This is a genomic window from Halogeometricum sp. S3BR5-2 (assembly GCF_031624635.1).
Classification (GTDB): domain Archaea; phylum Halobacteriota; class Halobacteria; order Halobacteriales; family Haloferacaceae; genus Halogeometricum; species Halogeometricum luteum.
On record NZ_JAMQOQ010000002.1, the window covers coordinates 393,330 to 414,843 of the forward strand.

The 21,514-nt window shown below is 69.4% G+C and carries 23 protein-coding genes; 4 read left to right on the forward strand and 19 right to left on the reverse strand.

The features are described from left to right. Positions 1–54: 54 nt before the first annotated feature. The 4 genes from NDI79_RS08460 to NDI79_RS08475 all read right to left on the reverse strand — a co-directional run bounded on the left by NDI79_RS08460 (position 55) and on the right by NDI79_RS08475 (position 3,129). A complete protein-coding gene (locus NDI79_RS08460) occupies positions 55–738 on the reverse strand; it encodes a helix-turn-helix domain-containing protein (protein WP_310928038.1) in 684 nt (227 codons plus the stop codon). Positions 739–846: 108 nt separating this feature from the next. Next, entirely contained in the window at positions 847–1,455 is a 609-nt protein-coding gene (locus NDI79_RS08465) for a translation initiation factor IF-2 subunit beta (protein WP_310924595.1), read from the reverse strand. A gap of 96 nt (positions 1,456–1,551) precedes the next feature. After that, positions 1,552–2,523: an aldo/keto reductase gene (locus NDI79_RS08470; protein WP_310928039.1), complete on the reverse strand. Its 972-nt coding sequence runs from the start codon at positions 2,521–2,523 to the stop codon at positions 1,552–1,554. A gap of 78 nt (positions 2,524–2,601) precedes the next feature. Continuing rightward, positions 2,602–3,129, reverse strand: a complete 528-nt coding sequence (locus NDI79_RS08475) for an SHOCT domain-containing protein (protein WP_310928040.1) — start codon at positions 3,127–3,129, stop codon at positions 2,602–2,604. A 148-nt stretch (positions 3,130–3,277) separates the two neighbouring features. Between NDI79_RS08475 and NDI79_RS08480 the strand changes: the two genes are divergently transcribed. Then, positions 3,278–4,435: a DUF2334 domain-containing protein gene (locus tag NDI79_RS08480; protein WP_310928041.1), complete on the forward strand. Its 1,158-nt coding sequence runs from the start codon at positions 3,278–3,280 to the stop codon at positions 4,433–4,435. 24 nt (positions 4,436–4,459) lie between these two features. On the opposite strand, the gene NDI79_RS08485 is transcribed toward NDI79_RS08480, so the two are convergent. From NDI79_RS08485 to NDI79_RS08520, 8 genes are all read right to left on the reverse strand, one after another. After that, entirely contained in the window at positions 4,460–5,563 is a 1,104-nt protein-coding gene (locus NDI79_RS08485; RefSeq protein ID WP_310928042.1) for a deoxyhypusine synthase, read from the reverse strand. 90 nt (positions 5,564–5,653) lie between these two features. Then, positions 5,654–6,418 carry a Nif3-like dinuclear metal center hexameric protein gene (locus NDI79_RS08490; RefSeq protein WP_310928710.1) on the reverse strand — a complete coding sequence of 255 codons (765 nt, stop codon included), beginning with the start codon at positions 6,416–6,418 and terminating at the stop codon, positions 5,654–5,656. Between the two features lie 342 nt (positions 6,419–6,760). Next, positions 6,761–7,624 (reverse strand): agmatinase, encoded by an 864-nt coding sequence (gene speB / locus NDI79_RS08495; RefSeq protein WP_310928043.1) that lies wholly within the window; start codon positions 7,622–7,624, stop codon positions 6,761–6,763. A 5-nt stretch (positions 7,625–7,629) separates the two neighbouring features. After that, positions 7,630–8,004 (reverse strand): translation initiation factor IF-5A, encoded by a 375-nt coding sequence (locus NDI79_RS08500; RefSeq protein WP_310928044.1) that lies wholly within the window; start codon positions 8,002–8,004, stop codon positions 7,630–7,632. Positions 8,005–8,122: 118 nt separating this feature from the next. After that, positions 8,123–8,563 carry a DUF5518 domain-containing protein gene (locus NDI79_RS08505; RefSeq protein WP_310928045.1) on the reverse strand — a complete coding sequence of 147 codons (441 nt, stop codon included), beginning with the start codon at positions 8,561–8,563 and terminating at the stop codon, positions 8,123–8,125. A gap of 66 nt (positions 8,564–8,629) precedes the next feature. Then, on the reverse strand, positions 8,630–10,309 hold the full coding sequence (locus NDI79_RS08510; RefSeq protein WP_310928046.1) for an ABC1 kinase family protein: 1,680 nt from the start codon (positions 10,307–10,309) through the stop codon (positions 8,630–8,632). Positions 10,310–10,321: 12 nt separating this feature from the next. Next, entirely contained in the window at positions 10,322–10,693 is a 372-nt protein-coding gene (locus NDI79_RS08515; RefSeq protein ID WP_310928047.1) for an Hsp20/alpha crystallin family protein, read from the reverse strand. A 107-nt stretch (positions 10,694–10,800) separates the two neighbouring features. Beyond that, a complete protein-coding gene (locus tag NDI79_RS08520; RefSeq protein WP_310928048.1) occupies positions 10,801–11,934 on the reverse strand; it encodes a serine hydrolase domain-containing protein in 1,134 nt (377 codons plus the stop codon). Positions 11,935–12,055: 121 nt separating this feature from the next. On the opposite strand from NDI79_RS08520, the gene NDI79_RS08525 reads away from it, so the two are divergent. The 3 genes from NDI79_RS08525 to NDI79_RS08535 all read left to right on the forward strand — a co-directional run bounded on the left by NDI79_RS08525 (position 12,056) and on the right by NDI79_RS08535 (position 16,126). Then, a complete protein-coding gene (locus NDI79_RS08525; RefSeq protein WP_310928049.1) occupies positions 12,056–13,324 on the forward strand; it encodes a molybdopterin molybdotransferase MoeA in 1,269 nt (422 codons plus the stop codon). 70 nt (positions 13,325–13,394) lie between these two features. Further along, positions 13,395–15,299, forward strand: a complete 1,905-nt coding sequence (locus NDI79_RS08530) for a molybdopterin biosynthesis protein (RefSeq protein ID WP_310928050.1) — start codon at positions 13,395–13,397, stop codon at positions 15,297–15,299. Between the two features lie 65 nt (positions 15,300–15,364). Then, on the forward strand, positions 15,365–16,126 hold the full coding sequence (locus tag NDI79_RS08535) for a HalOD1 output domain-containing protein (RefSeq protein ID WP_310928051.1): 762 nt from the start codon (positions 15,365–15,367) through the stop codon (positions 16,124–16,126). Positions 16,127–16,128: 2 nt separating this feature from the next. On the opposite strand, the gene NDI79_RS08540 is transcribed toward NDI79_RS08535, so the two are convergent. The 7 genes from NDI79_RS08540 to NDI79_RS08570 form a co-directional block, all read right to left on the reverse strand. Next, complete coding sequence (locus NDI79_RS08540) at positions 16,129–16,809, reverse strand: HAD family hydrolase (RefSeq protein WP_310928052.1); 681 nt, start codon at positions 16,807–16,809, stop codon at positions 16,129–16,131. Between the two features lie 67 nt (positions 16,810–16,876). Next, the gene (lwrS, locus tag NDI79_RS08545; protein ID WP_310928053.1) at positions 16,877–17,248 is read right to left on the reverse strand and encodes an LWR-salt protein; all 372 of its coding nucleotides are present in this window, start codon (positions 17,246–17,248) and stop codon (positions 16,877–16,879) included. A 2-nt stretch (positions 17,249–17,250) separates the two neighbouring features. Beyond that, positions 17,251–17,526 (reverse strand): 4a-hydroxytetrahydrobiopterin dehydratase, encoded by a 276-nt coding sequence (locus tag NDI79_RS08550; protein WP_310928054.1) that lies wholly within the window; start codon positions 17,524–17,526, stop codon positions 17,251–17,253. A 60-nt stretch (positions 17,527–17,586) separates the two neighbouring features. After that, positions 17,587–18,954 carry a glutamyl-tRNA reductase gene (gene hemA, locus NDI79_RS08555; protein WP_310928055.1) on the reverse strand — a complete coding sequence of 456 codons (1,368 nt, stop codon included), beginning with the start codon at positions 18,952–18,954 and terminating at the stop codon, positions 17,587–17,589. Continuing rightward, positions 18,951–19,610 carry a precorrin-2 dehydrogenase/sirohydrochlorin ferrochelatase family protein gene (locus tag NDI79_RS08560; RefSeq protein WP_310928057.1) on the reverse strand — a complete coding sequence of 220 codons (660 nt, stop codon included), beginning with the start codon at positions 19,608–19,610 and terminating at the stop codon, positions 18,951–18,953. The genes hemA and NDI79_RS08560 overlap by 4 nt, the downstream gene beginning before the upstream one ends. A gap of 94 nt (positions 19,611–19,704) precedes the next feature. Next, positions 19,705–20,796, reverse strand: coding sequence for a siroheme decarboxylase subunit beta (gene ahbB, locus NDI79_RS08565; RefSeq protein ID WP_310928058.1), 1,092 nt, complete (start codon positions 20,794–20,796; stop codon positions 19,705–19,707). A 171-nt stretch (positions 20,797–20,967) separates the two neighbouring features. Further along, positions 20,968–21,366 (reverse strand): DUF5778 family protein, encoded by a 399-nt coding sequence (locus NDI79_RS08570; RefSeq protein WP_310928059.1) that lies wholly within the window; start codon positions 21,364–21,366, stop codon positions 20,968–20,970. Between the last annotated feature and the right edge of the window lie 148 nt (positions 21,367–21,514).

Consider the following 21,514-nt stretch of genomic DNA (forward strand, 5'->3'; position numbering starts at 1 on the left):
TCGCTCGATAAAGCCCCCCTCCCTCTCATGAGAGGGTCCTCCCTGCGACCCGAGTCAGTCGCCGCCGAGCAGTTTCGACTCGGCCTTCCGCAGGTGCTCGAGCAGCGTCGCCTTCGAGATACCTACCTCGGCGGCGAGTTCGGCCGCGCTGGTCTCTCTGGGCCACGCGTAGTAGCCCCGGCGGCGGGCCAACTCGTACACCTCACGCTGTCGCTCCGAGAGGGCGTCCGTGCGAAACATCCCGGTGCCGCCCTTCGGCGCGGTGATGAGTTCGACCCGCACGTCGGCGTTCTTCTCCGCCCGAATCGCCTCCAACCGCTCGTGGACCGTGTTGCGCGACTCGTGGACGAGCACGGTCCACTGCTCGCGACCGTCCTGCATCCGCACCGGTTCGTCCGGGATGAATCCCCGCGAGACGAGGGCGTCGTTGATGGAGTTGTTCAGGTCGTAGCGGACGACGATGCCGCGCGTCGCGCTTCCGGGCACCGTCTCGTCTTCGAACTCGCCCGTCTCCCACACCGACTCGGTCAGCGGGGAGTCGCGGACGGCGTCGACCAGTCGGTCGAGTTCCTCGACGCTGTCGGCGTAGGCGGTGAACCGGCCGTTTGCCAACCCGTCTATCTCGTGGACGCCGTGGCCGAGGAGACCGCCGTTCGCTTCCTCGGTCACTTCCAGCGTCCAGCAGTCGGGGTGCCAGATATCCAGACTCACTCTCACCCCCGCCTCCTCGTCCGTCATGGTGGAGGGAGGGTCACGCGCGCGCAAAAAGCTGTGCGTCCGCAGACTCGCTCGGAGGGTCGTTCTCGACGGGTTCGGCGCTTCGCTCGGCCGACGGCGGCCGCTCGCTCAGACCTTGCGGGCGAACGCCAGCGTGCCGCTGGTGCGCTCGATGAGCGCGCGGACGGTGTCGCCCTCGCGCGCGCCGGTGACGAAGATGGTGTACTTGCCCTTCTCGGCGACGCCGTCGCCCTTGCGACCGGTGCCGGTGATTTCGAGTTCGTACGTCCCGCCCTCCTCGATGGCCGGGCCCGTGTTCGTCTGCGTCTGCGCCGCGCGCTTCTGAACGGGGCGGAACGCACCGCAGGCCTCACAGCGGAGCATGTCCACGCCGTCCTCGGTGACGAGGCGCGTGTCGGGCAGACCGCACTCCGTGCAGGTGACGTACTCGGCGACGTACTCGTCGATGGCCGCCTCGAAGTCGGCGACGGTGAACGACCCGTTGTAGCGGGCGCGGTCGCCGTCGAACTGCCCGTTCGTCCCCAGTTCGCGCTGGATGTTCCGGTGGAGGTGCTGGGCCTCCCGCCCGAGGGCGTCGGCGATGTTGCCGAGGTTGGTCAGTCGGGTGAACGCGCCGTCCGTCTCGCCCTCCGGGTCGGGGACGTTGAGACGCGACTCCTCGTAGTTCCGCTCCGGGAGCGTGTCGAACGCTCTGTCGAGAGAATCTGCGTAGTCCATACCGGTCGGAGTGGACCCGGACCTAAAGCCGTTCCGTGTCCCGTGGTGGACCGGCGCTCACCGGGGACCGCGGGGCGGGAGGTCCGTTCGAGGCCGCTACTCGTGCCCGCTCACGGGAACCGGTTCGTACGGTTCTTCGAGGTACTCCACGTCCGACTCCGAGAGGTCGATATCCAGCGCTTCGACGGCGTCTTCGAGGTGTTCGACGCTGGAGGTGCCGAGGATGGGCGTCGTCACCCACGACTTCTCGAACTGCCACGCCATCGCAATCTGCGCCATCTTCACGTCTTTCTCCGCCGCGAGTTCCTCGACGCGTTCGTTTACCTCCGGCCCGCCGCCCTGCGTGTACCCGCGGTCGTGCTCGGACTCGTGTTCGCCGCGCGTCGTCGCGTCGAACTCCTCGTGCGGCCGGGTGAGGAATCCCGCGCCGAGCGGCGACCACGGCATGACGGCGATATCTTCCTTCTCGCAGAGCGGCAGCATCTCCCGCTCTTCTTCCCTGTAGGCGAGGTTGTAGAGGTTCTGCATGGAGACGAAGCGGTCCAGTCCGAGTCGGTCGCTGGTGTGAAGCGCCTCCGCGAACTGGTGCGCCCACATCGAACTCGCGCCGACGGAGCGCACCTTGCCGCGCCGCACCGCGTCGTCCAGCGCCCGCATCGTTTGCTCGACGGGCGTATCGTAATCCCAGCGGTGAATCTGGTAGAGGTCGACGGTGTCCATCCCGAGGCGGTCGAGGGAGTTATCCAACTCCTGCTCGATGGTCTTCCGCGAGAGGCCGCCCGAGTTCGGGTCGTCCTCGTCCATCTGCCCGTACACCTTCGTCGCGACCACGTACTCGTCGCGGTCGTACTCCGCGAGCACCTCCCCGAGAATCTCCTCCGACTCCCCGTACGAGTAGACGTTCGCGGTGTCGAAGAAGTTGATTCCGAGCTCTATCGCCCGCTCGATGAGTTCGCGGCTCTCCTCCCTGTCGAGGGTCCAGTCGTCCCAGTTCGTCCCGAAGCTCATACAGCCGAGACAGAGTTCGGAGACGGTGACGCCCGTCGACCCGAACGTGGTGTACTCCATGCGTCGCCTTCGCGCAGTCGGGAGAAAAGTGTACGTTCGATAGTCCAAAATCTCCGGTTCCGCCCCGCCCGCTCCCGTTCAGGAGCGCTCCCGCCTCTCCGTTTCGGCGACCCGGCGCTCGCGTTCGGCGCGCGCGTCGTCGACGGTGTCGTTCGCCACGAGACGGTCGAGTTTCCGCTCGAACTCCGCCTCGTCGACGTCGCCCGCGACGTACCGCCGCTTCAGTTCGTCGAGCGCGTCCGCGCGGCGTTCCTCCGGCGTCGGCTCCGGTTCCGAGAGGGCGTCGCCCACGCCTAGCGTCCGGAGGACGGGGTACTCCCTCTCCGCCCGGCGCGCGACGGCCTCGACTCGTCCGCCGCGCGGGAGTCTCGCCTTCCGCGCCAGCCCGTAGACGAGGCCGACGGCCGAGAGAACGGCCGCGACGGCGGCGAGAACGAACAGCGGGAGCACCGGGAACGCGAGTCGGAGCACCGCGGCGACGAGCGCTCCCTCGACCAGTCCGCTCCAGAGGACCAGCGCCGCGTACCCGGCGAGGACGGCCGACACGGTCCCCGAGACGAGCAACAGGAGCAGCGAGACGGATGCGGTCCGGTCGCGGAGGGCCATCGTCGTCCAGTCGGTGCCGGAGCCGGCATATATCTGTCGGACGCGAAGTGACGTAATGGGTCGTTTCGCCGCGGCGCGGACAGGTAACCAAACGAGAAGGTCTCGATAGGAGCCGTATACTCATACCGTCGGACCGAGACCGCTCGGCATGCACACCCCCGACCGCCCCCTCCGCCACGCGGCCCTCGTCTCGCTGGCGGTCGCCATCGGCGTAGGCGTCGCCGTCGTCGGCGCCGGCGTCCTCGCCCCCGGCGGGTTCTCGCTCGTTCCGGGGGCCGACACGCCGTCCGCGGCCGCCGGAACTCCGTCGACCGATTCGACCGCGACGGCGTCCCCGGCGACCCCGGTTTCCGGCGCGTCCGACGCGTCCGCCGGGACCGCCGGGACCGCCCCGCCGACCGAAACGCCGGCCCAATCGGCGGCGACGCCGGAAGCGTCGACGGACGAGACGACCGACCCGGACGCCGACACCGCCCGGACGGCGGACGCGGAACCCGCGAACGCGACGTGGACGGAGTACCGACTGGTCGTCGCCTTCCGGAACGACGACATCCAACCGTACTACGAGGCGTCGACGATGCGGGCCGTCGACGACGTCTTCGTCGAGGAGGGCGTTCCCGTGACGAACGCGGTCATCCCGTTCGTCGGCGGCGAGAACATCTCCGAGGCCGACGACACCTGCCGCTACCTCCGCGAACTCGGCCGCGACCACCCGCGGACCTTCGAGTTCGCCCTGCACGGCTACACGCACGAGAACCGGACCGACTTCCACGGGTCCAGCGAGTTCGGCGGGCAACCGTACGAGACGCAACTGCGGTGGATGCAGGAGGGAACCGACGAACTCGTCGCGTGCACGGGCGACCGCCCGACGACGTTCGTCCCCCCGATGAACACCTACGACGAGAACACGACGCGGGCGGCCGCCGAGACGAACTACACCACCGTCTCCGGCGGGTCGTGGTTCACGCGGACCTACTACGGCGAGGCGCCCGTCTTCGAGAACGGGAGCGTCGTCCACGTCGCCAGTTCCGGCGGCTACGTGGAGGACTGGACGACGATGGAGACCAAGTCGCGCGCGGACCTGACGGCGGAGTTCGACGAGGCGTACGCCGACGGCGGCACGTTCGTGATGATGATTCACTACCCCGACTTCGACACGCCCGAGAAGCGCGCGGACCTGCGAGCCCTCCTCGAACACGCGAAATCCCGCGAGGACGTGCGGTTCGTGACCGTCGGCGAACTCGGCTCCCGGGTGGCGAACGGGACGATGGAGCGAACCGACGACGGGTGGCGCGTGTACGAGTAGGGGGAGCGTGGCCGACCCGCGCGGTCAGAACCGCTCGTCTGCGCGTTCGCGCGCCGCGGCGGCGACGAACGGCAGCGTGATGGTGGCGTCGCCGACGACGGTGACGTTCTTCGCGGACTTCTCCAACTTCCCCCACGACCGCGCCTCGTCCAGCGTCGCCCCCGAGAGGCCGCCCGTGTGGTCGGGGTCCATCGTCAACTGGACGGCGTAGTCGTACGCGTCGGGGATGGTGAGCATGGTCTGGAGGACGTAGTTCTTCGGGACGCCGCCGCCGACGACCATCGCGCCGGCCTTCTCGGCCTCGAACGCGAGGTCCGAAAGGTGCGTCATGTCCTTCAGCGCGTCGAGCGTGAACTCCGACGTCTGCGAGTAGATCCACGCCTGAATCCCCAGCACGGAGTCCTGAATCGCCGGGCAGTATATCGGCACGTCGTTGTCGTACGCCGCGGCGGCGACGCCGGCGTCCTCCTCGATTCCCTCCTCTCGGTTCCGTTCGAGGTTCGCCCGGCCGAGTTCGGCGGTGAACTCCTGAATCGACACCGTGCGCTCGACCTCGGGAAAGACGTTCTCGCGGAGGTGCCCCTCGAACAGCGCGAAGTGCTCCTGAGGGAGGTAGACGTTGTAGATGCGGTCGACCTGCTCGTCGCGCAGATGTTCGTCGTGGTCGCGCATCGTCTCTCCCGTCGGCCGTGCCTCCTCGTCCGAGGGGTGCGGGTCGTGCGGTTCCGCCCGGCCGTGGTGGTGTTTGCCGCCGATAGCCTCGATGGAGTCGTGCGTCAGGTTCGCGCCCGTGGTGACGAGGGCGTCGATGTGGCCCTCCTCGATGAGGTCGACGACTATCTGGCGCATCCCGGTGGGGACCATCGCACCCGCGAGGCCGAACAGGTTCGTCACGTCGTCCCTCCCGATCATCTCGGCGTACACGTCGACCGCGCGCTGAAGCTTCGCCGCGCCGATGCCCGCCTTGCCGTACTCGCCGGTGAGTTCGCCGACGGTCATCCCGCCGCGGACCCGCGCGTGCCCGATGGGGTTCTCGCGGAACTCCTCGCGGTGCGGCGGGTGGTACTCGCCGTCGCCGCCGTTCGCGTCGTGCCCGTCCCCCTCGTGCTCGTGGCCGTCGTCGCTCATATCTCCCGGTGCGCGGCGGGGCGGTTTAGTGGTCGCGGTCCGGGACGGGCGCCGTCGGTCCGGTCGCCCCGGCGCCCCCGCGGGGCCGCCTCAGAGTCCGGTCGGGAAGTCGAGGTACGTCGCCTCCAGTCCCCACTCCTGCGCGAGGGCGGCGAGGTTGCGGACGCCGAACGTCTCCGTCGCGTAGTGGCCCGCGAGGAACACGTTCAGCCCCGCCTCGCGCGCCTCGTGGTAGGCCTGCTGTTTCCCCTCGCCGGTGACGAGAGCGTCCGCGCCGACGGCCTCGGCCTCCGAGACCCAGTCCGCGCCCGACCCGGTGACGACGGCTATCTCCGAAATCTCGTCGGGGCCGAACGCCAGCACCTGCGTCGACTCCCCGCCGTTGTCCAACTCGTCCAGCGCCTCCCGGAGTCCCTCGACGGTGTACGTCCGGGAGGCGCGGCCGCGTTGGCCGATGTGGACGGGACCGAGTTCGCCGAACGGTTCGCGCGATTCGAGTTCGAGGCGGTCCGCGACGCCCGCGGCGTTGCCCCGCGACTGGTGGCCGTCGAGGGGGAGATGCGAGACGTAGAGGCCGATATCGTTCTCGACCAGCGGCGCGATTCGGTCGTAGGTCCGGCCGGTCACTCGGTCCAGCCCGCCCCACACGAGGCCGTGGTGGACGACGAGGAGGTCCGCGCCCGCGTCGGCCGCCGCCTCGATGGTCGCCTCGGCGGCGTCGACGGCGAAGGCGACGTGTTCCACTTCGCCCCCCTCGGACCCCACCTGTAGGCCGTTCGCGCTGGCGTCCACGTCGGCGTACTCCTCGGTGTTCAGTTCCTCGTCGTACCGTGCGACCACGTCCGCGCGGTCCATCGTCATGTCTCGGCGGAGGGGCGCCCGCCGCTTGTATCCCGTTGGTCGCGGCGCGACGCGGCGCGGTACGGGAGGACGTGACGCGGCGCGGTCCGCCGCTTTTCGTCAGCCAGCGGCCACGATACCTTTGTACCCGCCGGGTCACCGAACGAGTACCCGTCACGAGACGGGAACGACGAACGACGCGGCTCTGCCGCGGTGATTGCCATGGGCAAATTCAGGAAAGCAATGCGCGCGTGGCGACGCCTCCCGCGCGGAACGAAGCGGAGTATCACGAGCAAGGTACGGCGACTGTTCCGAAGCGGAAAGCGGTAACAACGACCGTTCGTTCTTTTCGAGGCGCTACTCGCCGTCAGCGTCGGCGCCGTCGTCGCCGTCACTGTCACCGTTCCCGTTCGCCGCGGCGTGCGAGAACACGAACTCCCGGAGCAGTTTCCCCGCCAGCGACGCGGCCTGCCCGTCGTCCCGGTCGTTCACCTCGACGGCGTCGAAGCCGTCGGCGTGCGGGGCGACGGCGCGGACGACATCGCGCATCTCCCTCGGGGCCAGTCCGAACGGTTCGGGCGTCCCCGTTCCGGGCGCGAACCCTGGGTCGGCGCCGTCGACGTCGACGCTGAGGTACACCGACCGGCCGTCGAGTCGGTCGCCGAACTCGAACTCTTCTACATCCTCCGGCGGGACGACGGTCACGTCGCCCTCGTCGGCCCGGTCCCACTCCTCGGGCGACCCCGTCCGGGCGCCGAGGATGATGGCCTCCTCGGCGCCCAGCGAGTCGAGGACGCGGCGGGTGACGGTGGCGTGGCTCCACGGATTGCCGTCGTACTCGTCTCTCAAATCGAGGTGGGCGTCCAGACAGACGAACACGTCCGGTTCGACGGCGTCGACGCCGGCGCGGGTGACGGTGTGTTCGCCGCCGAGGAGGAGGGGGACGGCGCCGTCGTCGAAAGCGTCGCGGAGCGTTCCGCGCACCCACTCGACGTACTCTCCGGCGTCGTCCCACGGGCGGACGTCGCCCTCGTCGTGGACGAGACAGTCGGAAAAGCGCAGGTCGGTCCGCCGGTCGTAGTCGTCGAACGTCCGGGCGAACCGCCGGATTCTCTCGGGACCGAAGCGGGTCCCGGGTCGGAACGTGGTCGAGATATCCAGCGGGGCGCCCACGACGACGTACGCGGCGTCGTCACGCGGTGCGGTTGCCCCGGGGAACATCCCGACTATACGATCTTCCGCTGGCCCTCGTACTCGAGGTACTCGATGTCGTCGTCGGGGGTGAGGTCCTCGTCGTCGGGGATGCGCATCGTGAACGTCTCGTAGGTGTCGAGGTCCATGATCTGCGCGTCGTCGCCCGTCACGGAGACGACCTGACCCTGTTTTCGCTCGATGATGGGCACCCACACCTTCGCGTCGACGGGTTGGCTGAGCGAGCGCTTCTTGCTGTCGAAGACGCCCTTGCCCTCGATTCGCGCCTTCGCGCTGCCGTGCTTGCCGGGCTTGGCGGTGCTGTAGGCGTTTATCTTACAGGGGGACTCTTCCATCATCACGTAGCTTCCTTCCTGAAGTTCGCGGACCTGCTTCTGTTCTCTGGGCATACCTCCGCGTTATCGTCAGGTCCGTATAAACGGTTTGGAAACGGGCGACGCGGCGTTCTCCCGCGTGACGGACTCACGAACGCCGCGGCGGGCGTTTCCGTCTCGGCCGTCGGTGCGTTCAGACCTCGTCGGTGTCGGTGTTGGTGTCCACGTCGGCGTCGGTTCCGAGCCACGCGTCTCGCTCCTCGTCTCGCCGGCGCGAGAGGCTGCCGAGCGCGCCCGCCGCCGCGTTCGGGAGCGTGACGCCGACGAGGATGCCCGTCGTCGCCTCGCCGGGGGTGTCGAACAGCGGGAGGAGGTACTCGAACGGGAATGGGAGCGGGCCGTCGCCGACGACGGCCAGCGCGACCAGCCCGGGGATGAGGACGATGCCCCACGACAGCGCCGACAGCAGGCCGTGCCACGCGCCGTCGGCCGGGTCCGGGCCGACGAGGTAGCCGGCGACGGCGCTCCCGGCGAGGCCGCCGACGAGCGTCACCCGGCCCGTGAGAAAGAAGACGAGCGCCTCGCTGCACGCGGCGAGAGCGAATCCAGCGACGACGGCCCGCCACCGAGTCATTGCCGGTACGGTCGGTCGTCCCTCCAGATAAACGTCCGCCCCCGAAACTCAGGTTTGATAAGGGAGCTACTCCTCGCCGCGCCGCTGTCGCATGCTCTGTCGGGTGAACTGCGGCGTCGCCCGGATGCCGCGCTTCGAGCGGAACGAGCGGTAGAGTTGGATGATGACGGGCACCGTCAGCGCCGCGGCGACGGCGGCCGGGAGGATGCTCGTCTGGTCGAAGGCGTAGAGGATGGCCGTCGAGAGGGCGCCGACGGCGAACAGGACGCCGTAGACGATGCGCCGGGCGAGTCTGTCCAGCACGCCCTCCTTGTCCTGCAACCGGACGTTCACGGTGAGGTTCTCGCGCTCGACGCTGTCCAGCACCCGGTCGAGTTTCGGCGGGACGGTGAACAGCGCCTCTGTCGTCCGCTGCATCTGCTGGCCGGCGTCGCGGACGAGTTCCTTGGCCGTCTCCTCGTAGTAGCCCTCGTCGCGGAGGTAGTCGGTGGCGACGGAGATGAAGTCGAACTCGGGGTCGAGGGTGACGCAGACGCCCTCTACGACCGTCGCCACGCGGAGCACCAACGCGAGGTTCCGCGGGAGGCGGAGGGGGAACTCGTAGATGGTCGACTCGACCTGCTCGATTATCTGCTGGACGCGGTACTGCTCGATGTCCTCGCCGCGGGCGTCGGCGATGGCCAGTTCCATCACGTCGCCCATCACCTGCCGGTCCGCTTCGGGAGAGAGCGTTCCCATCTCGATGAGGGCGTCGAGGATACCGTCGATGTCCTGGTTGGCGACGGAGACGTAGAAGTCGACTATCTTGTCCTGGACGAACGGGTCGACGCGGCCGGACATCCCGAAGTCGTAGAAGATGATGGCGCCGTCGTCGTCGACGGCGAGGTTGCCGGGGTGGGGGTCGGCGTGGAAGACGCCGTCGTCGATTATCATCTGCAGGTAGATGCGCTGGAGGCGGGTCGCCAACTCCGTCCGGTCGACGCCCATCGCGTCCAGCGCCTCGACGTCGTTTATCTTCGTCCCGGGGAGGTACTCCATCGTCAGCACGCGCGGTCCGGAGCGTTCCTCGACGGGTTCGGGGATGCGGATGGCCTCGTCGCCCTCGAAGTTCGACTGTATCTGATCGAGGATGCGGCGCTCGCGGCCGTAGTCCATCTCCTGTCGAATGGTCTTTGCGAACTCGTCGGCCAAGTTCTCCAGCGAGAACGCCCGACCCTCACCGATGAAGCGCATCACTAACGGGAGCGACCACTTGACGACCCGCAGGTCCGCTTCGACGAGTGACTCGATGCCGGGGCGGCGGACCTTCACCGCCACGTCCTCGCCGTCGTGGCGCGCGGTGTACACCTGCCCGAGGCTGGCGCCGCTGATGGGGTCCTCGTCGAACGACTCGAACGCCTCCTCGACCGGACCGACTTCGGCTTCGAGCACCTCCTTGGACTCCGCCCACGGCGCGGGCGGCACGTCGTCCTGGAGGCTCGACAGCACCTCGATGTACGCGGGCGGGAGGATGTCCGGCCGCGTCGACAGCAGTTGGCCGAGTTTGATGAACGTCGGGCCGAGCGTCAGCAGGGAGTCGAGCAGAATCGTCGCCCGTCGCTCCTGCATCTCGGTCGTGACGCTCCGCGACCCGCCGAAGAGGACGAACCTCCGGCGGTCCCTCGCGTACGCGACTATCAGCGGGGAGAACTGGTAGACGACGACGAGGAACCGCCAGTACGAGCGGAGGTTGACCAGCGTCACCACCTCACCGCGCGGTCACGCATCCGCGTCGTCGGCACCGGCGATGGGGATGGTCCGCTCCGGAGCGGACTCGCGCTTCGGCAAGCGGATGGTGAGGACGCCGCGGTCCATCTCGCCGTCGGCGCCGGCGCCCGCCGCGTCCGGGGGGAGGGGGAGTTCGGCGTCGAGGAACAGCGAGCGGTCCTCGCGGACGTAGCGGAACTCGCGCGGAAGCTCCTTGTCGCGGCGCGCCTCGATGACGAGACGGCCCTTCTCGACGCGGAGTTCCGCGGTGTCGGGCGTCACGCCGGGGAGGTCCAAGACGATGAGGTACGCGTCGTCGGACTCCAAGAGGTCGGCGAACACGGCGTCCGGCAGTTCCTGGAGCGCGTCCCGCAGTGCAGACATACCCACCGGTAAGGAGTCCGGGTCGAAAAAGCCCGCGGTCGGGGAGTTCGACGCGGCTAAGTGTTGCGGCCGGCCGTCGGGCGGCGACTCCGAGACGACGGCGACGCTCACTCCGCGAACGCCAGTCGGACCGCGTCGGACAGTCCGGCCACGCGGGCCGCGTGTTCCCACGACTCCTCGCGGATACCGTTGGTGACGTAGGCGAAGCCGACGCCCAGTTCGGGGTCGCCCCAGCCGAAGACGCTGCCGAGGCCGGCGTGCCCGAACATCCGCTCGCGGCTGAGCGACCCGAACATGTCGTTGGCGAGGCCGCCCGTCCAGAAGCCGAGGCCGTACCGCGCCGGTCGGGAGAGCGTGCCGTCCGACTCCGTCTCGGCGTGGGTGCGCGTCGCCTCCTCGACGGTCGACTCCTCCAACAGGCGCGTGCCGTCGAGTTCGCCCCCGTTCGCCACGCAGGCGTAGAACCGGGCCATGTCCCTCGCGGTTCCGACGCCGTTGGCCGCCGGAATCACGGCCCGCCGGACGGCCTCGGCGTTGAACGCCTCGGCCGACTCGGACGCCGGGATACCGAGTCCCTCCTCGGGGTCGCGGCACCGGTCGAACACCTCGAACCCCGTGAGCGTGGCCACGTCGTCCTCCTCCTCGGGACCGAGTCCGATGCCGGTGTCGTCCATCCCCAGCGGTTCGAACACGTTCTCGGCGACGTACTCGTCCACGTGCTGGCCGCTGAGCCGGCGGATCAGTTCGCCGACCAGCCACCCGTAGTTGAACGTGTGGTACGCGGGCGTCTCGCCGGGGTCGAACACCGGCTCTATCTCCTCCATCGCCGCCACGACGGCGTCCCAGTCGCCCCACTGGTCGGCCGCCTCGTCGAACTCGCCGTACGGGATACCGGCGGTGTGGCTGAGCACCTGCCGAATCGTTATCTCGGCCTTCTCCTCGCTCTCGTCGGCGAACTCGGGCCAGTGGTCGACGACAGGGTCGTCGTAGTCGGCCTCGCCTCGCTCTATCAGTTGGTGCAGGCCGACGCCGGCGTAGGGCTTGGTACACGAGAACAGCAGGTGTCGCGTCTCGGCGGTGGTCTCCCCGCCGTCCGGACCGGTCGTCCCGCCCGCGAACTCGACCGCGAGGTCCCCGTCGACGTAGACGGCCAACTGCGCGCCGTGGTGTAGGCCGACGTCCAGTTGCCGGTCGAACGCCGCTCGAAGCCGCTCCCGGTCGCCGTCTGTCAGTTTCGCCATGTCCGCAGTGATAGTTGAGGTACAATAAGCGTTGGCGGGCGGGGTATCGAGGAGGACGCTCTTCCACCCCGTTCCCGCGTCGCCCGCGGAGCCTTTTACCGTCGGCCCGCAACGGCACGGTATGACGAACGCGCACGACCGGCAGACCGCCGGGTTCAAAGAGCGCACGCGGGTCGCCGAGGCGCGCGAGACGCTCCTGTCGGCGGCGACGCCGCACGGACGGACCGAGCGGCTTCCCCTCGGGCGGGCCGACGGGCGGCCCATCGCGGAGACGGTGACCGCGCCGAACCCCGTCCCGAACTACGACCGCGCGGCGATGGACGGGTGGGCCGTCCGCGCCGAGGACACGTTCGGGGCGTCCGGCCGGTCGCCCGCGGTGCTCCGCCTCGTCGCCGACGAGGCCCAATCGACGCCCGACGCCGCTGTCGACTCCGGGGCGGCCGTCCGCGTCCACACGGGCAGCGAACTCCCGGCGGGCGCGGACGCGGTGGTGATGGTCGAACGCGCCGACGCTATCGGCTCCGAGTTGGAGGTGTTCGACGCCGTCACCGCCGGCGAGAACGTCGGCGAGACGGGCGAGGACGTGGCGGACGGCCAGCGACTGTTCGACCCGGGTCACCAACTCCGGCCCTCCGACCTGGGCCTCCTGAAGTCCGTCGGCGTCGGCGAAGTGTCGGCGTACGACTACCCGACGGTCGGCGTGATTCCGACGGGCGAGGAACTCGTCCAGTCGGACCCCGACCCCGGCGAGATAATCGAAACGAACGGACTCACCGTCTCGCGCCTGGTCGAACGCTGGGGGGGCGTGGCGACGTACCGCGACGTGGTGACCGACGACCCGAACGCCCTCCGCGCGGCCGTTCAACGCGACCTGACGAAGGACGTCGTCGTGACGACCGGCGGGTCCTCCGTGGGCGAACGCGACCTCATCCCCGAGGTGGTCTCCGAACTCGGCGAGGTGCTCGTCCACGGCGTCGCCCTCAAACCGGGCCACCCCGTCGCGCTCGGTATCGTCGAGGAGACGCCCGTCGTGATGCTTCCGGGCTACCCCGTCGCCTGCATCGTCAACGCCGTCCAGTTCCTCCGACCCCTCCTCAAGCGCGTGGGGCACCTCCCCGAGCGTCCGTTCCCGACGGTCGAAGCCCGCTTGCGGCGGAAGATTCCGAGCGAACCCGGGATTCGAACGTTCGCGCGCGTGCGACTCGACGACGCCGAGGACGCCGCCGACGGCGAGGGCGTCGAACGAACCGCCGAACCGACCCGCGCCGACGGGTCGGGCGTGCTCTCCTCGGTCGCCCTCGCGGACGGGTGGGTCGCCGTCCCGGAGGGGAGAGAGGGGTACGCCGAGGGCGAGACGGTGACCGTCGAGGGCTGGGAGTGGTCGGCGTGACTTCCGTCGGACGGCTTCTCGGCCGCGTCGCGGCCCGGCGTGTGACCGACGGCGTCACCCTCACCACGGGGTGGTTCGCGTGAGCCGAAAGGAGTTCCGCGACCTGGCGGACCCGGTGGAAGCGCACGACGCCATCGCGAGTCTCGATTTGGCGCCCGAAGCGGAGACGGTTCCGCTCCGCGAATCGAGGGGCCGCGTCCTCGCCGAGCGAATCGACGCCGAAATGGACGTACCCGGGTTCGACCGGGCGAGCATGGACGGCTACGCCGTCCGCGCCGAGGACACCTTCGGGGCCGGCGAGGGCTCCCCCCTCGAACTCGAACTCATCGGGGAGGTGCACGCGGGCGTGGAACCCGACGTGACCGTCGGGGACGGCGAGGCGGCGGAGATTTCGACGGGCGCCGTGATGCCCGACGGCGCCGACGCCGTCGTCATCGTGGAGCGAACGGAGGAACGGGAGGGGAACGTGGTCGTCCGCGACGCCGTCGCGCCCGGCGACAGCGTGATGCTCGCGGGCGCGGACGTGGCCGCCGGCGCGCGCGCCCTCGGTCCGGGAACGCTCCTCACGCCGCGCGAAATCGGACTTCTCTCGGCGCTCGGCGTCGACGAGGTGCCCGTCCGGGGGAAACCCACCGTCGGCATCGTCTCCACCGGCGACGAACTCGTCCGGCCGGGAGAGCCGCTGAACAGCGACGCCGGGCAGATATACGACGTGAACAGCTACACCGTCGCCACCGGCGTCGAGGAGGCGGGCGGCGAGGTCCGGACGTACCCCCACGCCGGCGACGACTACGAGGAGATGGAGCGTCTGCTGGTGGAGGCGTCCGAGGAGTGCGACCTCGTCCTCTCCTCGGGGTCCACCTCGGCCTCCGCCGTCGACGTCATCTACCGCGTCATCGAGGAACGCGGCGAGTTGCTCCTCCACGGCGTCTCCGTCAAACCGGGCAAACCCATGCTCGTCGGGACGCTCGGCGAGGGCGAGTCGCCCTCGGCGTACGTCGGCCTGCCGGGCTACCCCGTCTCGGCGCTCACCATCTTCCGGACGTTCGTCGCCCCCGCGATTCGCCGCGCGGCCGGCCTGCCCGAACCGCGGACGGCGACCGTCTCGGGGTCGATGGCCGTCCGCGAGCGCTACGGCGAGGGCCGGATGCGCCTCATGCCAGTCGGCCTCGTCGAGGACGAGGGCGGCGAGACGCTGGTCTACCCCGTCGACAAGGGGAGCGGCGCGACCACCTCCCTGGTCGAGGCCGACGGCGTGGTCGAGATTCACCCCGACACCGAGTACCTCGCGGAGGGCGAGTCCGTCGAGGTGCGCCTGTTCTCGCCGGACGTGCGCGCCCCGACGCTGCTCGCCGTCGGCGAGGACGACCCGGCGCTCTCGCGCCTCCTCGACCGACTCGACGCGCCGCGCTTCCTCCCGGTCGGCACGCGCGAGGGCCTCCGCCGCCTCCGGGGCGGCGTGCCGGACGTGGCCGTCGCCGCCGGCCCACTCGACCGGGATATCGACGGCGTCGAACTGGGTCGGTGGACCCGCGAGTGGGGCCTCGTCGTCCCCGCCGAGAATCCGCAGGAGGTGACCGGTCTCGCGGACCTCGTCGAACGCGACCTACGCTTCGTCAACCGCGGGACGGACTCCGGCCTCCGCTCCTCGCTCGAAGCGGCGCTCGCGGGCCTCGCCGAGGAACGGGGGGCCGAGCGCCGCGACCTCGCGGACGCGATTTCGGGCTACGAACTGACGACGAAGGCGACGGAGAGTCCCGCGCGGGCCGTCCTGCGCGGGAAGGCGGACGCCGGTCTCGGCCTCCGGGTCACCGCCGAGCGCCTCGGGATGGCGTTCGTCCCCGTCGACCGCGAACCCGTGCGCGTCCTCGCCAACCCCGAGCGAACGGGGAAATCCAGCGTCGAGGCGTTCGCCTCGGTGCTCGAATCGGCCGACGATTTGTTCGGTCAACTCGACGGATACGAAATCAATTGATTTCGGCCTCGCAAATAAGTCACTCAGCAAGAGTCTTTTTGTGGGATGAGACTAACCGACGGGGTATGTCCCCTGCCCGTACCGTCCTGCACGTCGACGACGACCCGGACATGCTCGAACTCTCGGCGCTCTCCTTTCGCCGCGCGCACGGCGACGAGGTCGAGATTCTGACGGCCTCCGACGCCGAAGAGGGTCTCACGCTGCTCGACTCCCACGCCGTCGACTGCATCATCAGCGACTCGCTGTGCCTCGCGGACGACACCGCCTTCATCGTCGCCGCGCGGCGGCGGAACGACCACGTGCCCATCATCTTCTACACGGCCAAGGAGTGGGACGCCGTCGCCCTCGACGCCCTCGAAGCGGACGTCTCGGAGTACGTCAGGAAGGCGGATGCCGACGGTATCGGGGCCGTCGTCGAACGCGCCCGCACGCTCGCCGGTACGGAGAGTCTGCCGGCCGTGACCGAGGCGCAACTGTTCGAGGGGCGACCGTGCGACACCGTCGAGGAGGCCGTCGGGACGTTCCCCGCCGAAATCGAGGGCGGACCGTGGACCATCGTCGGCGTCCACGACTGGGACGTCGACGACGAACTCGGGACGACCATCGCGCAGGTGCTCGAAGCGCACACCGGCGTCGACGCCCTCGAATCCGAACCGCTGTTCTCGTCGCTGGACACCGACGCGTTGCAGACGATGCTCGAACCGCGGGGCGACGGCGTGCCCCGCTACGACATCTACGTCCGGTTCCCGTACGGACGGTACGAGGTGTCCGTCTCCAGCGACGGCTTCGTCGCCGTCCGTAAACTGCCGGAGACGGGCTACGAGTAGGGTTACTCGCGGACGAACCCGCCGTCCGTGGCGATGCGACGGTTCCGCAGGTCGTCGAACGAGTCGACTCTGACGTCCGCGAGGACGCAGCGACCGCGGCGCTCCGGCGGGTGACGCTCGACGTGCAGGCCGTCGAGGCCGGCGTTCCACGCGGCGCCGATGTCGCTCGACCCGTCGCCGGCGAGGACTCCCCGTCCCTCGGTGGGGTCGACGCCCATCGCGCGCATCGCGTGGCGGACCGGCGCGGGGTCGGGCTTCCAGCCCAGTTCCTCGGTGCAGCAGACTACCTCGTCGAACCAGTCCCGGAGGTCGAGGTGGTCGATGACGGGGTCCGCGAGGAACTGTTGGCAGTGCGTGACGACGCCCACCGGTCGGTTCCCGACGACGTCGCGGAGGAGGCGGGCGGCGTCCTCGTGGAGGTACGTCGCCTCCGCGCGGGCCTGCGGGTCCTCGACGGCGTGGAACGCCGGCCAGAACTCCGCCGGGTCGATGTCCCACGCGCGCAGTTGCGGGTCGCGGGCGCCGCCGAGGCCGTGCCAGATGACCTCGGCCTCGCGGTCGGTGAACTCCCGGCCGAGACTGTCGCCGACCCGGTCGAACACCTCGCGGGTGTACGACCAGTCGGCGTCGACGAGCGTCCCGTCGAGGTCGAACAGCCAGAAGTCGTATGCGTCGGAAACCATCAGGAGACAGTGATAGGCATTCTCTCGCTTTATGCTTTTCGCCGTTACTGTCGGCTTACCCGAACGGTTAGTCGTCCGTTACTCGGATGCTCGACCCGAGGTACTTGTGGAGCGTCTCGCGCGCCGAATCCGCGTTGAACGGCGTCGGGTCGGCCTCGATTTCGGCCCGCAGCGCATCCACGTACGCCTCGTCGGCGCGCAACTCCCGGAACGACACCGACTCGACGGGGACCGACAGCCACCCCTCCGCGAGTTCGCGGGCGTGGCGTTCGTCGTTCACCTCGCCGCGCCAGAGGGCGTCGCGGAAGAACCGCCACTCCCCCTCGCCCGGTTCGTCGGCCGCCACCTCGACCACCGTCTCGAACGTCCGCGGGTCGGTACGGACGCCCGACTCGGCGTCGAGGCGGAACCGCACCCGGAAGACGTACGCGGCGTCCACGGCTATCGCTCGTCGTCGAAGAGGTCCGCGAGCCGGATGTCTTTCTCCGTGATGCCGCCCTCCTCGTGGCTCGTGAGGCGGACTTCGACCTCCTCGTAGCGGACGATAATCTCGGGGTGGTGGACCTCCTCTTCGGCCACCTCGCCCACCTGCGTGGCGAACTCGATACCCTTCAGGTAGTCGTCGAACTCGTAGGTCTTCGTTATCTCGTCGCCGTCGCGCTCCCAGCCGTCGGGTAGGCGGTTCTGTATCTCGTCGTCCTCGAGTAGTTCGGCCATGGTGGTGCGTCGGACGCCGGCCGAATAACGTTTCTCCCCGTTTCGTCGGGATCCGCCCCGTCAGTCGTCCGAGAGGCTCTCCAAGACGTGCTGGGGGATGTCGGCGTCGTCGGGGACGTCCTCGGGGGCGCTCTCCGCGAGTCCCTCTCGGGGTCCGGACGGCCCGTCGAACGACGGTTCCTCGCCGCCGAAGTCGGGGTCGAACAGCGTCATCGCCGTCTGGATGGTGTCCCAGTCGTCCTCGACGGCCGCCTCGCGGAGGCTCTTCGTCGGCGCCGACAGCAGTTGGCCGACGAGGGCGTCCGCGAGCGCGGACACCGTCTCGCGCTGCTCGTCGGTCAACTCGCCCTGCGCCTCCAGTTTCGACAGCGCCGTCTCCAGTTCGCGGCCCTTCACGCGCTCTGCGGCCTCGTACATCCCGCTGATGGCCTGGTCGGCGCGCTTGCGCTTGAAGGATTCGAGCAGTCGCTCGAACTCCTCGTCGATCATCGCCTCGACGCGCTCGGCGGCCTCGCGCCGGCGTTCGCGCGTCTCGTCGGTGACCGCCTCCAGCCCGTCGATGTCGTGGACGACGACGCCCGCCAGTCCGTCGACGTCGGGGTCGACGTCGCGCGGTTGGGCGATGTCGATGAGCGTCGTCTCGCCGCCCGTCTCGACGTGGGCGTGCGAGAGGACGTAGCCGGGGCTGCCGGTGGCCGAGATGACCACGTCGGCGGCCTCTATCGCCTCGTCGACGGCCGCGAGCGGAACCGCCCGCGCCGGCACGTCCACCTCGGCGGCCACGTGCTCGGCGTGCGGGACCGTGCGGTTGGCGACGACCAGTTCGGCGACGCCGGCGTCGGCCAGCGACTTCGCCGCCAGCGTGCCCATCTCGCCCGCGCCGACGACCAGCGCCGTCGACCCGGCCAGCGGCGTCTCCGACTCGGCGAGACGAACCGCCGCCGACCCGAGGGAGACGGCGCCCTCGTTTATCTCGGTCTCGGTCCGGGCGCGTTCGCCGACGTGGACGGCCTTCGTCACCGCGTCGTCGAGCACTCGGCCGATGCCGCCCGCGCCGCGGGCGTCCTCGAAGGCGCGCTTGAGTTGGCCGAGTATCTGGTCCTCCCCGAGGACGAGCGATTCGAGCCCCGCCGCGACCCGCATCAGGTGGCGGAGGCTCTCCTCGTGGTCCATCTGGACGACGACGCCGTCGCGGACGTCGGGAGCGAAGTCGGAGAGCGCGCGCCGTCCGGCGGCCTGCGCGTCGGTGACGACGTACGCCTCCGCGCGGTTACACGTCTGCAGGACGAACGCCTCGGAGACGCCCTCGCGCGAGAGGAGGGTGCCGACGGCGGAGCGAACGTCCTCGCCGGACGCGGACTCTATCTCGTCGACGGTCGCGCGTTCGTGAGAGACGCGAACGCCGGAGATGACTCCTGCGCTCCTCATCGTTCACCTCCTCCAGTGTTACGTATCACTCGGTCTGCCTCTTGGCGGGCCTTGGATTTCCCCGTACGTAAAGCCTTCCAAACCCGCTCCGACCGCACGACGGCGCGCACCGCGTCCCGCCGTTCTCGGGGGGTGCGGTCGCTCTCCCGCAGTTCCGTTCGAAGCCGTCCCGTCAGGTCGGCCATCGCCCCCGCGCCCTCGAGTTCGGTCTCGATTCGCTCGCGCAGATGTTTCGCGAGGGCGGGACTCGCTCCGCCCGTCGAAATCGCGACCCGCACGTCGCCGTCCTCGACGGTGGCGGGGACGACGACGCTCCGGGCGTGGCGCTCCTCGTCGCCGCTCGCGTCCGCGCGGTTCACAAGCGCGCCGGCCTCCCGGGCGGCGCGTTCGGCGGCGTCGTTCACCGCCCCGTCGTCCGTCGCGGCGACGACTAACGCGGGGTCGTACCGGGCGACCCAGTCGGCCACCTCCGCGGGCGCCGGCGACGCCTCTATCAAGTCGGCGCCGCCGTAGTCGTCCGCCTCGAACTCGAACGACGGCGCGACGACGGTCACGTCCGCCTCGCGGGCGAAGCGCCGCGCCTTCCGCGCGCCGACGGCGCCGCCGCCGAAGACGAGCACCGATTCCTCCGTGAAGTCGTGGTACAGCGGTATCACCGATTTCGTTCCTCCCGCTCGCTCGTTCGTCTCTTTCCGTGTTCGCTCCCCTCCGCGTCCGCGCTTCCGTCCGCGTCCGTGGCTCTCACGCGATTCACTCCGTGTTCGCCTCGGCCCGTTCGTCCATTCTGATTCCCGTCTTCTTCAGGATGCGCGTCGAGAACAGCGTGTCCCAGTCGCCCTGCTCTTCGGCCGTGGTCCGCGGGCCGACGTCCCAGTGCTCGGCCATCACCTCGCGGACCCGTTCGATGCGCTCCTCGCTCTCCGCCTCGGAGCGCCCGTGCGTCATGGCGAAGAAGTTGTACGGCCAGACGCCCTCGTGGCGGGGCCGCCGGTAGCAGTGCGTCACGAAGTCCAGGGAGGCGACGGCGGGGCCGACGTCCTCGACCGCGTCGTCGGGAACGTCCCAGACGGTCATCCCGTTCTCGGTGTAGCCGAGAGCGTAGTGGTTCGGGATGACGCCCACCCGGCGAATCTTCCCTTCCAGTTCGAACCGCTTTATCGTCCGGACGACCCAGTCGGTCTCCGCGCCCAGCGCCGCCGCCACGTCGGCGTACGGCGTCTCCGTCACCGGAAGGCCGCCCTGAATCTCCAACACGAGGTCGCGTTCGGCGGGCGTCAGCGTCCGGCGGTCCTCGGGTTCCACGTCGGGTCCGAGATGCGAGAGGTCCACGTCGCCCGCCGGAATCGGGCCGTCGAGCATGAACTTCGCCTCGACGCGGAACTCGTCCTGCTTCGGGAGGTTGTACGTCTCTTGGCCCGTCTCCGCCTCTATCTCCGCGAGCACCTCGTCGACGCGGTCCTCGTCGGCGACGCTCACGACGAACCACATGTTGAGGTGTGGGTGTTCGCGCTCGTAGTTGTGTGCGACCTCCCGGTGGGCGTTCACCAGTTCCGCCACCTCCTCGAAGCGGTCCTCGGGGGCGTGCATGGCGACCAGCGTCGCCGTGCCGCCTATCTCCTCGGCGTTGACGAGGGCGCCGAAGCGCGTCAGCACGCCCGCCTCGTCGAGGGCGCGGACGCGGTCGAGGAGGTCCGCGGCGCTCACGTCGACTCCGCGTTCTCGAAGCGCCGCCGCGGCCGGTTCGAACGGCCGCTCGACCGCGGGGAACCCTCCTTGGAAGGCGTTGACGACGGCTCGGTCGAGGTCCGTCAACTCGGCTCTGTCGACGTCGGCCCTGCTCATGGTCGACTCTCGGAAGTCCGCGAGGATAAGCGTCTCGGAGCGGGCGGTCGGGCCCCTCGGAGAAGGTGGTTCACTACCTCGTCTCAGACGACACCGAACCGAAAACGTGCGGTTAGCTATAGGCGAACGCGGCGCCGGCCTCGACTCGCCGCCCCCGTCCCTGTCGCCTCGTCAGGGGACTGGCGTCACGCGGTCGACCCTGTCGAGGGATTCGAGGTCGGAGACGAGGGCGTCCTGGTCGACGTTCGCCTCGTAGTAGAACACGAGGTCGAAGGTGCCGTCGCGGAGGAGTTGCTGACACTCCCAGACGAACTCCTCGTCGTCGAGGGTGAGTCCCTGAAACTGGTTCGAGGAGAAGTCGGTGTCGTCGTTGCCGGCGTAGATGTACGTCTCGCCCTTCCCCGCGCGCCCGGCGATGACTTCGTTGATGTCGACGGTGAGTTCCTGCATCTCCAGGTCCTCGTCGCTGCCGAGGTCGGTGTGGACGACGGCGCCGAGGAGTTCGATGTCGCCGGGTTCCAGGAGCGCCAGCGTGCGTTTGTAGAGGTCGTCGTCTACGGTCTCGCTCATACGCGAGGATGGACGACGGAGGATAAACGGGTGGCGGTTCGTCGCGACGCCGCGAGCGCGGCGCTCCGAGTTCTCCGCTCCCGACCGCCCACAACAGTTATCAGATGGTAGGATAGTAGATATGGACTGAACGTGGCGGGAGAACGAA

Coding starts and splice junctions, on each gene's coding strand:
- NDI79_RS08460 (WP_310928038.1), bottom strand. CDS start 738: ATGACGGACGAGGAGGCGGGGGTGAGAGTGAGTCTGGATATCTGGCAC.
- NDI79_RS08465 (WP_310924595.1), bottom strand. CDS start 1,455: ATGGACTACGCAGATTCTCTCGACAGAGCGTTCGACACGCTCCCGGAG.
- NDI79_RS08470 (WP_310928039.1), bottom strand. CDS start 2,523: ATGGAGTACACCACGTTCGGGTCGACGGGCGTCACCGTCTCCGAACTC.
- NDI79_RS08475 (WP_310928040.1), bottom strand. CDS start 3,129: ATGGCCCTCCGCGACCGGACCGCATCCGTCTCGCTGCTCCTGTTGCTC.
- NDI79_RS08480 (WP_310928041.1), top strand. CDS start 3,278: ATGCACACCCCCGACCGCCCCCTCCGCCACGCGGCCCTCGTCTCGCTG.
- NDI79_RS08485 (WP_310928042.1), bottom strand. CDS start 5,563: ATGAGCGACGACGGCCACGAGCACGAGGGGGACGGGCACGACGCGAAC.
- NDI79_RS08490 (WP_310928710.1), bottom strand. CDS start 6,418: ATGGACCGCGCGGACGTGGTCGCACGGTACGACGAGGAACTGAACACC.
- speB (WP_310928043.1), bottom strand. CDS start 7,624: ATGTTCCCCGGGGCAACCGCACCGCGTGACGACGCCGCGTACGTCGTC.
- NDI79_RS08500 (WP_310928044.1), bottom strand. CDS start 8,004: ATGCCCAGAGAACAGAAGCAGGTCCGCGAACTTCAGGAAGGAAGCTAC.
- NDI79_RS08505 (WP_310928045.1), bottom strand. CDS start 8,563: ATGACTCGGTGGCGGGCCGTCGTCGCTGGATTCGCTCTCGCCGCGTGC.
- NDI79_RS08515 (WP_310928047.1), bottom strand. CDS start 10,693: ATGTCTGCACTGCGGGACGCGCTCCAGGAACTGCCGGACGCCGTGTTC.
- NDI79_RS08520 (WP_310928048.1), bottom strand. CDS start 11,934: ATGGCGAAACTGACAGACGGCGACCGGGAGCGGCTTCGAGCGGCGTTC.
- NDI79_RS08525 (WP_310928049.1), top strand. CDS start 12,056: ATGACGAACGCGCACGACCGGCAGACCGCCGGGTTCAAAGAGCGCACG.
- NDI79_RS08535 (WP_310928051.1), top strand. CDS start 15,365: ATGTCCCCTGCCCGTACCGTCCTGCACGTCGACGACGACCCGGACATG.
- NDI79_RS08540 (WP_310928052.1), bottom strand. CDS start 16,809: ATGGTTTCCGACGCATACGACTTCTGGCTGTTCGACCTCGACGGGACG.
- NDI79_RS08550 (WP_310928054.1), bottom strand. CDS start 17,526: ATGGCCGAACTACTCGAGGACGACGAGATACAGAACCGCCTACCCGAC.
- hemA (WP_310928055.1), bottom strand. CDS start 18,954: ATGAGGAGCGCAGGAGTCATCTCCGGCGTTCGCGTCTCTCACGAACGC.
- ahbB (WP_310928058.1), bottom strand. CDS start 20,796: ATGAGCAGGGCCGACGTCGACAGAGCCGAGTTGACGGACCTCGACCGA.
- NDI79_RS08570 (WP_310928059.1), bottom strand. CDS start 21,366: ATGAGCGAGACCGTAGACGACGACCTCTACAAACGCACGCTGGCGCTC.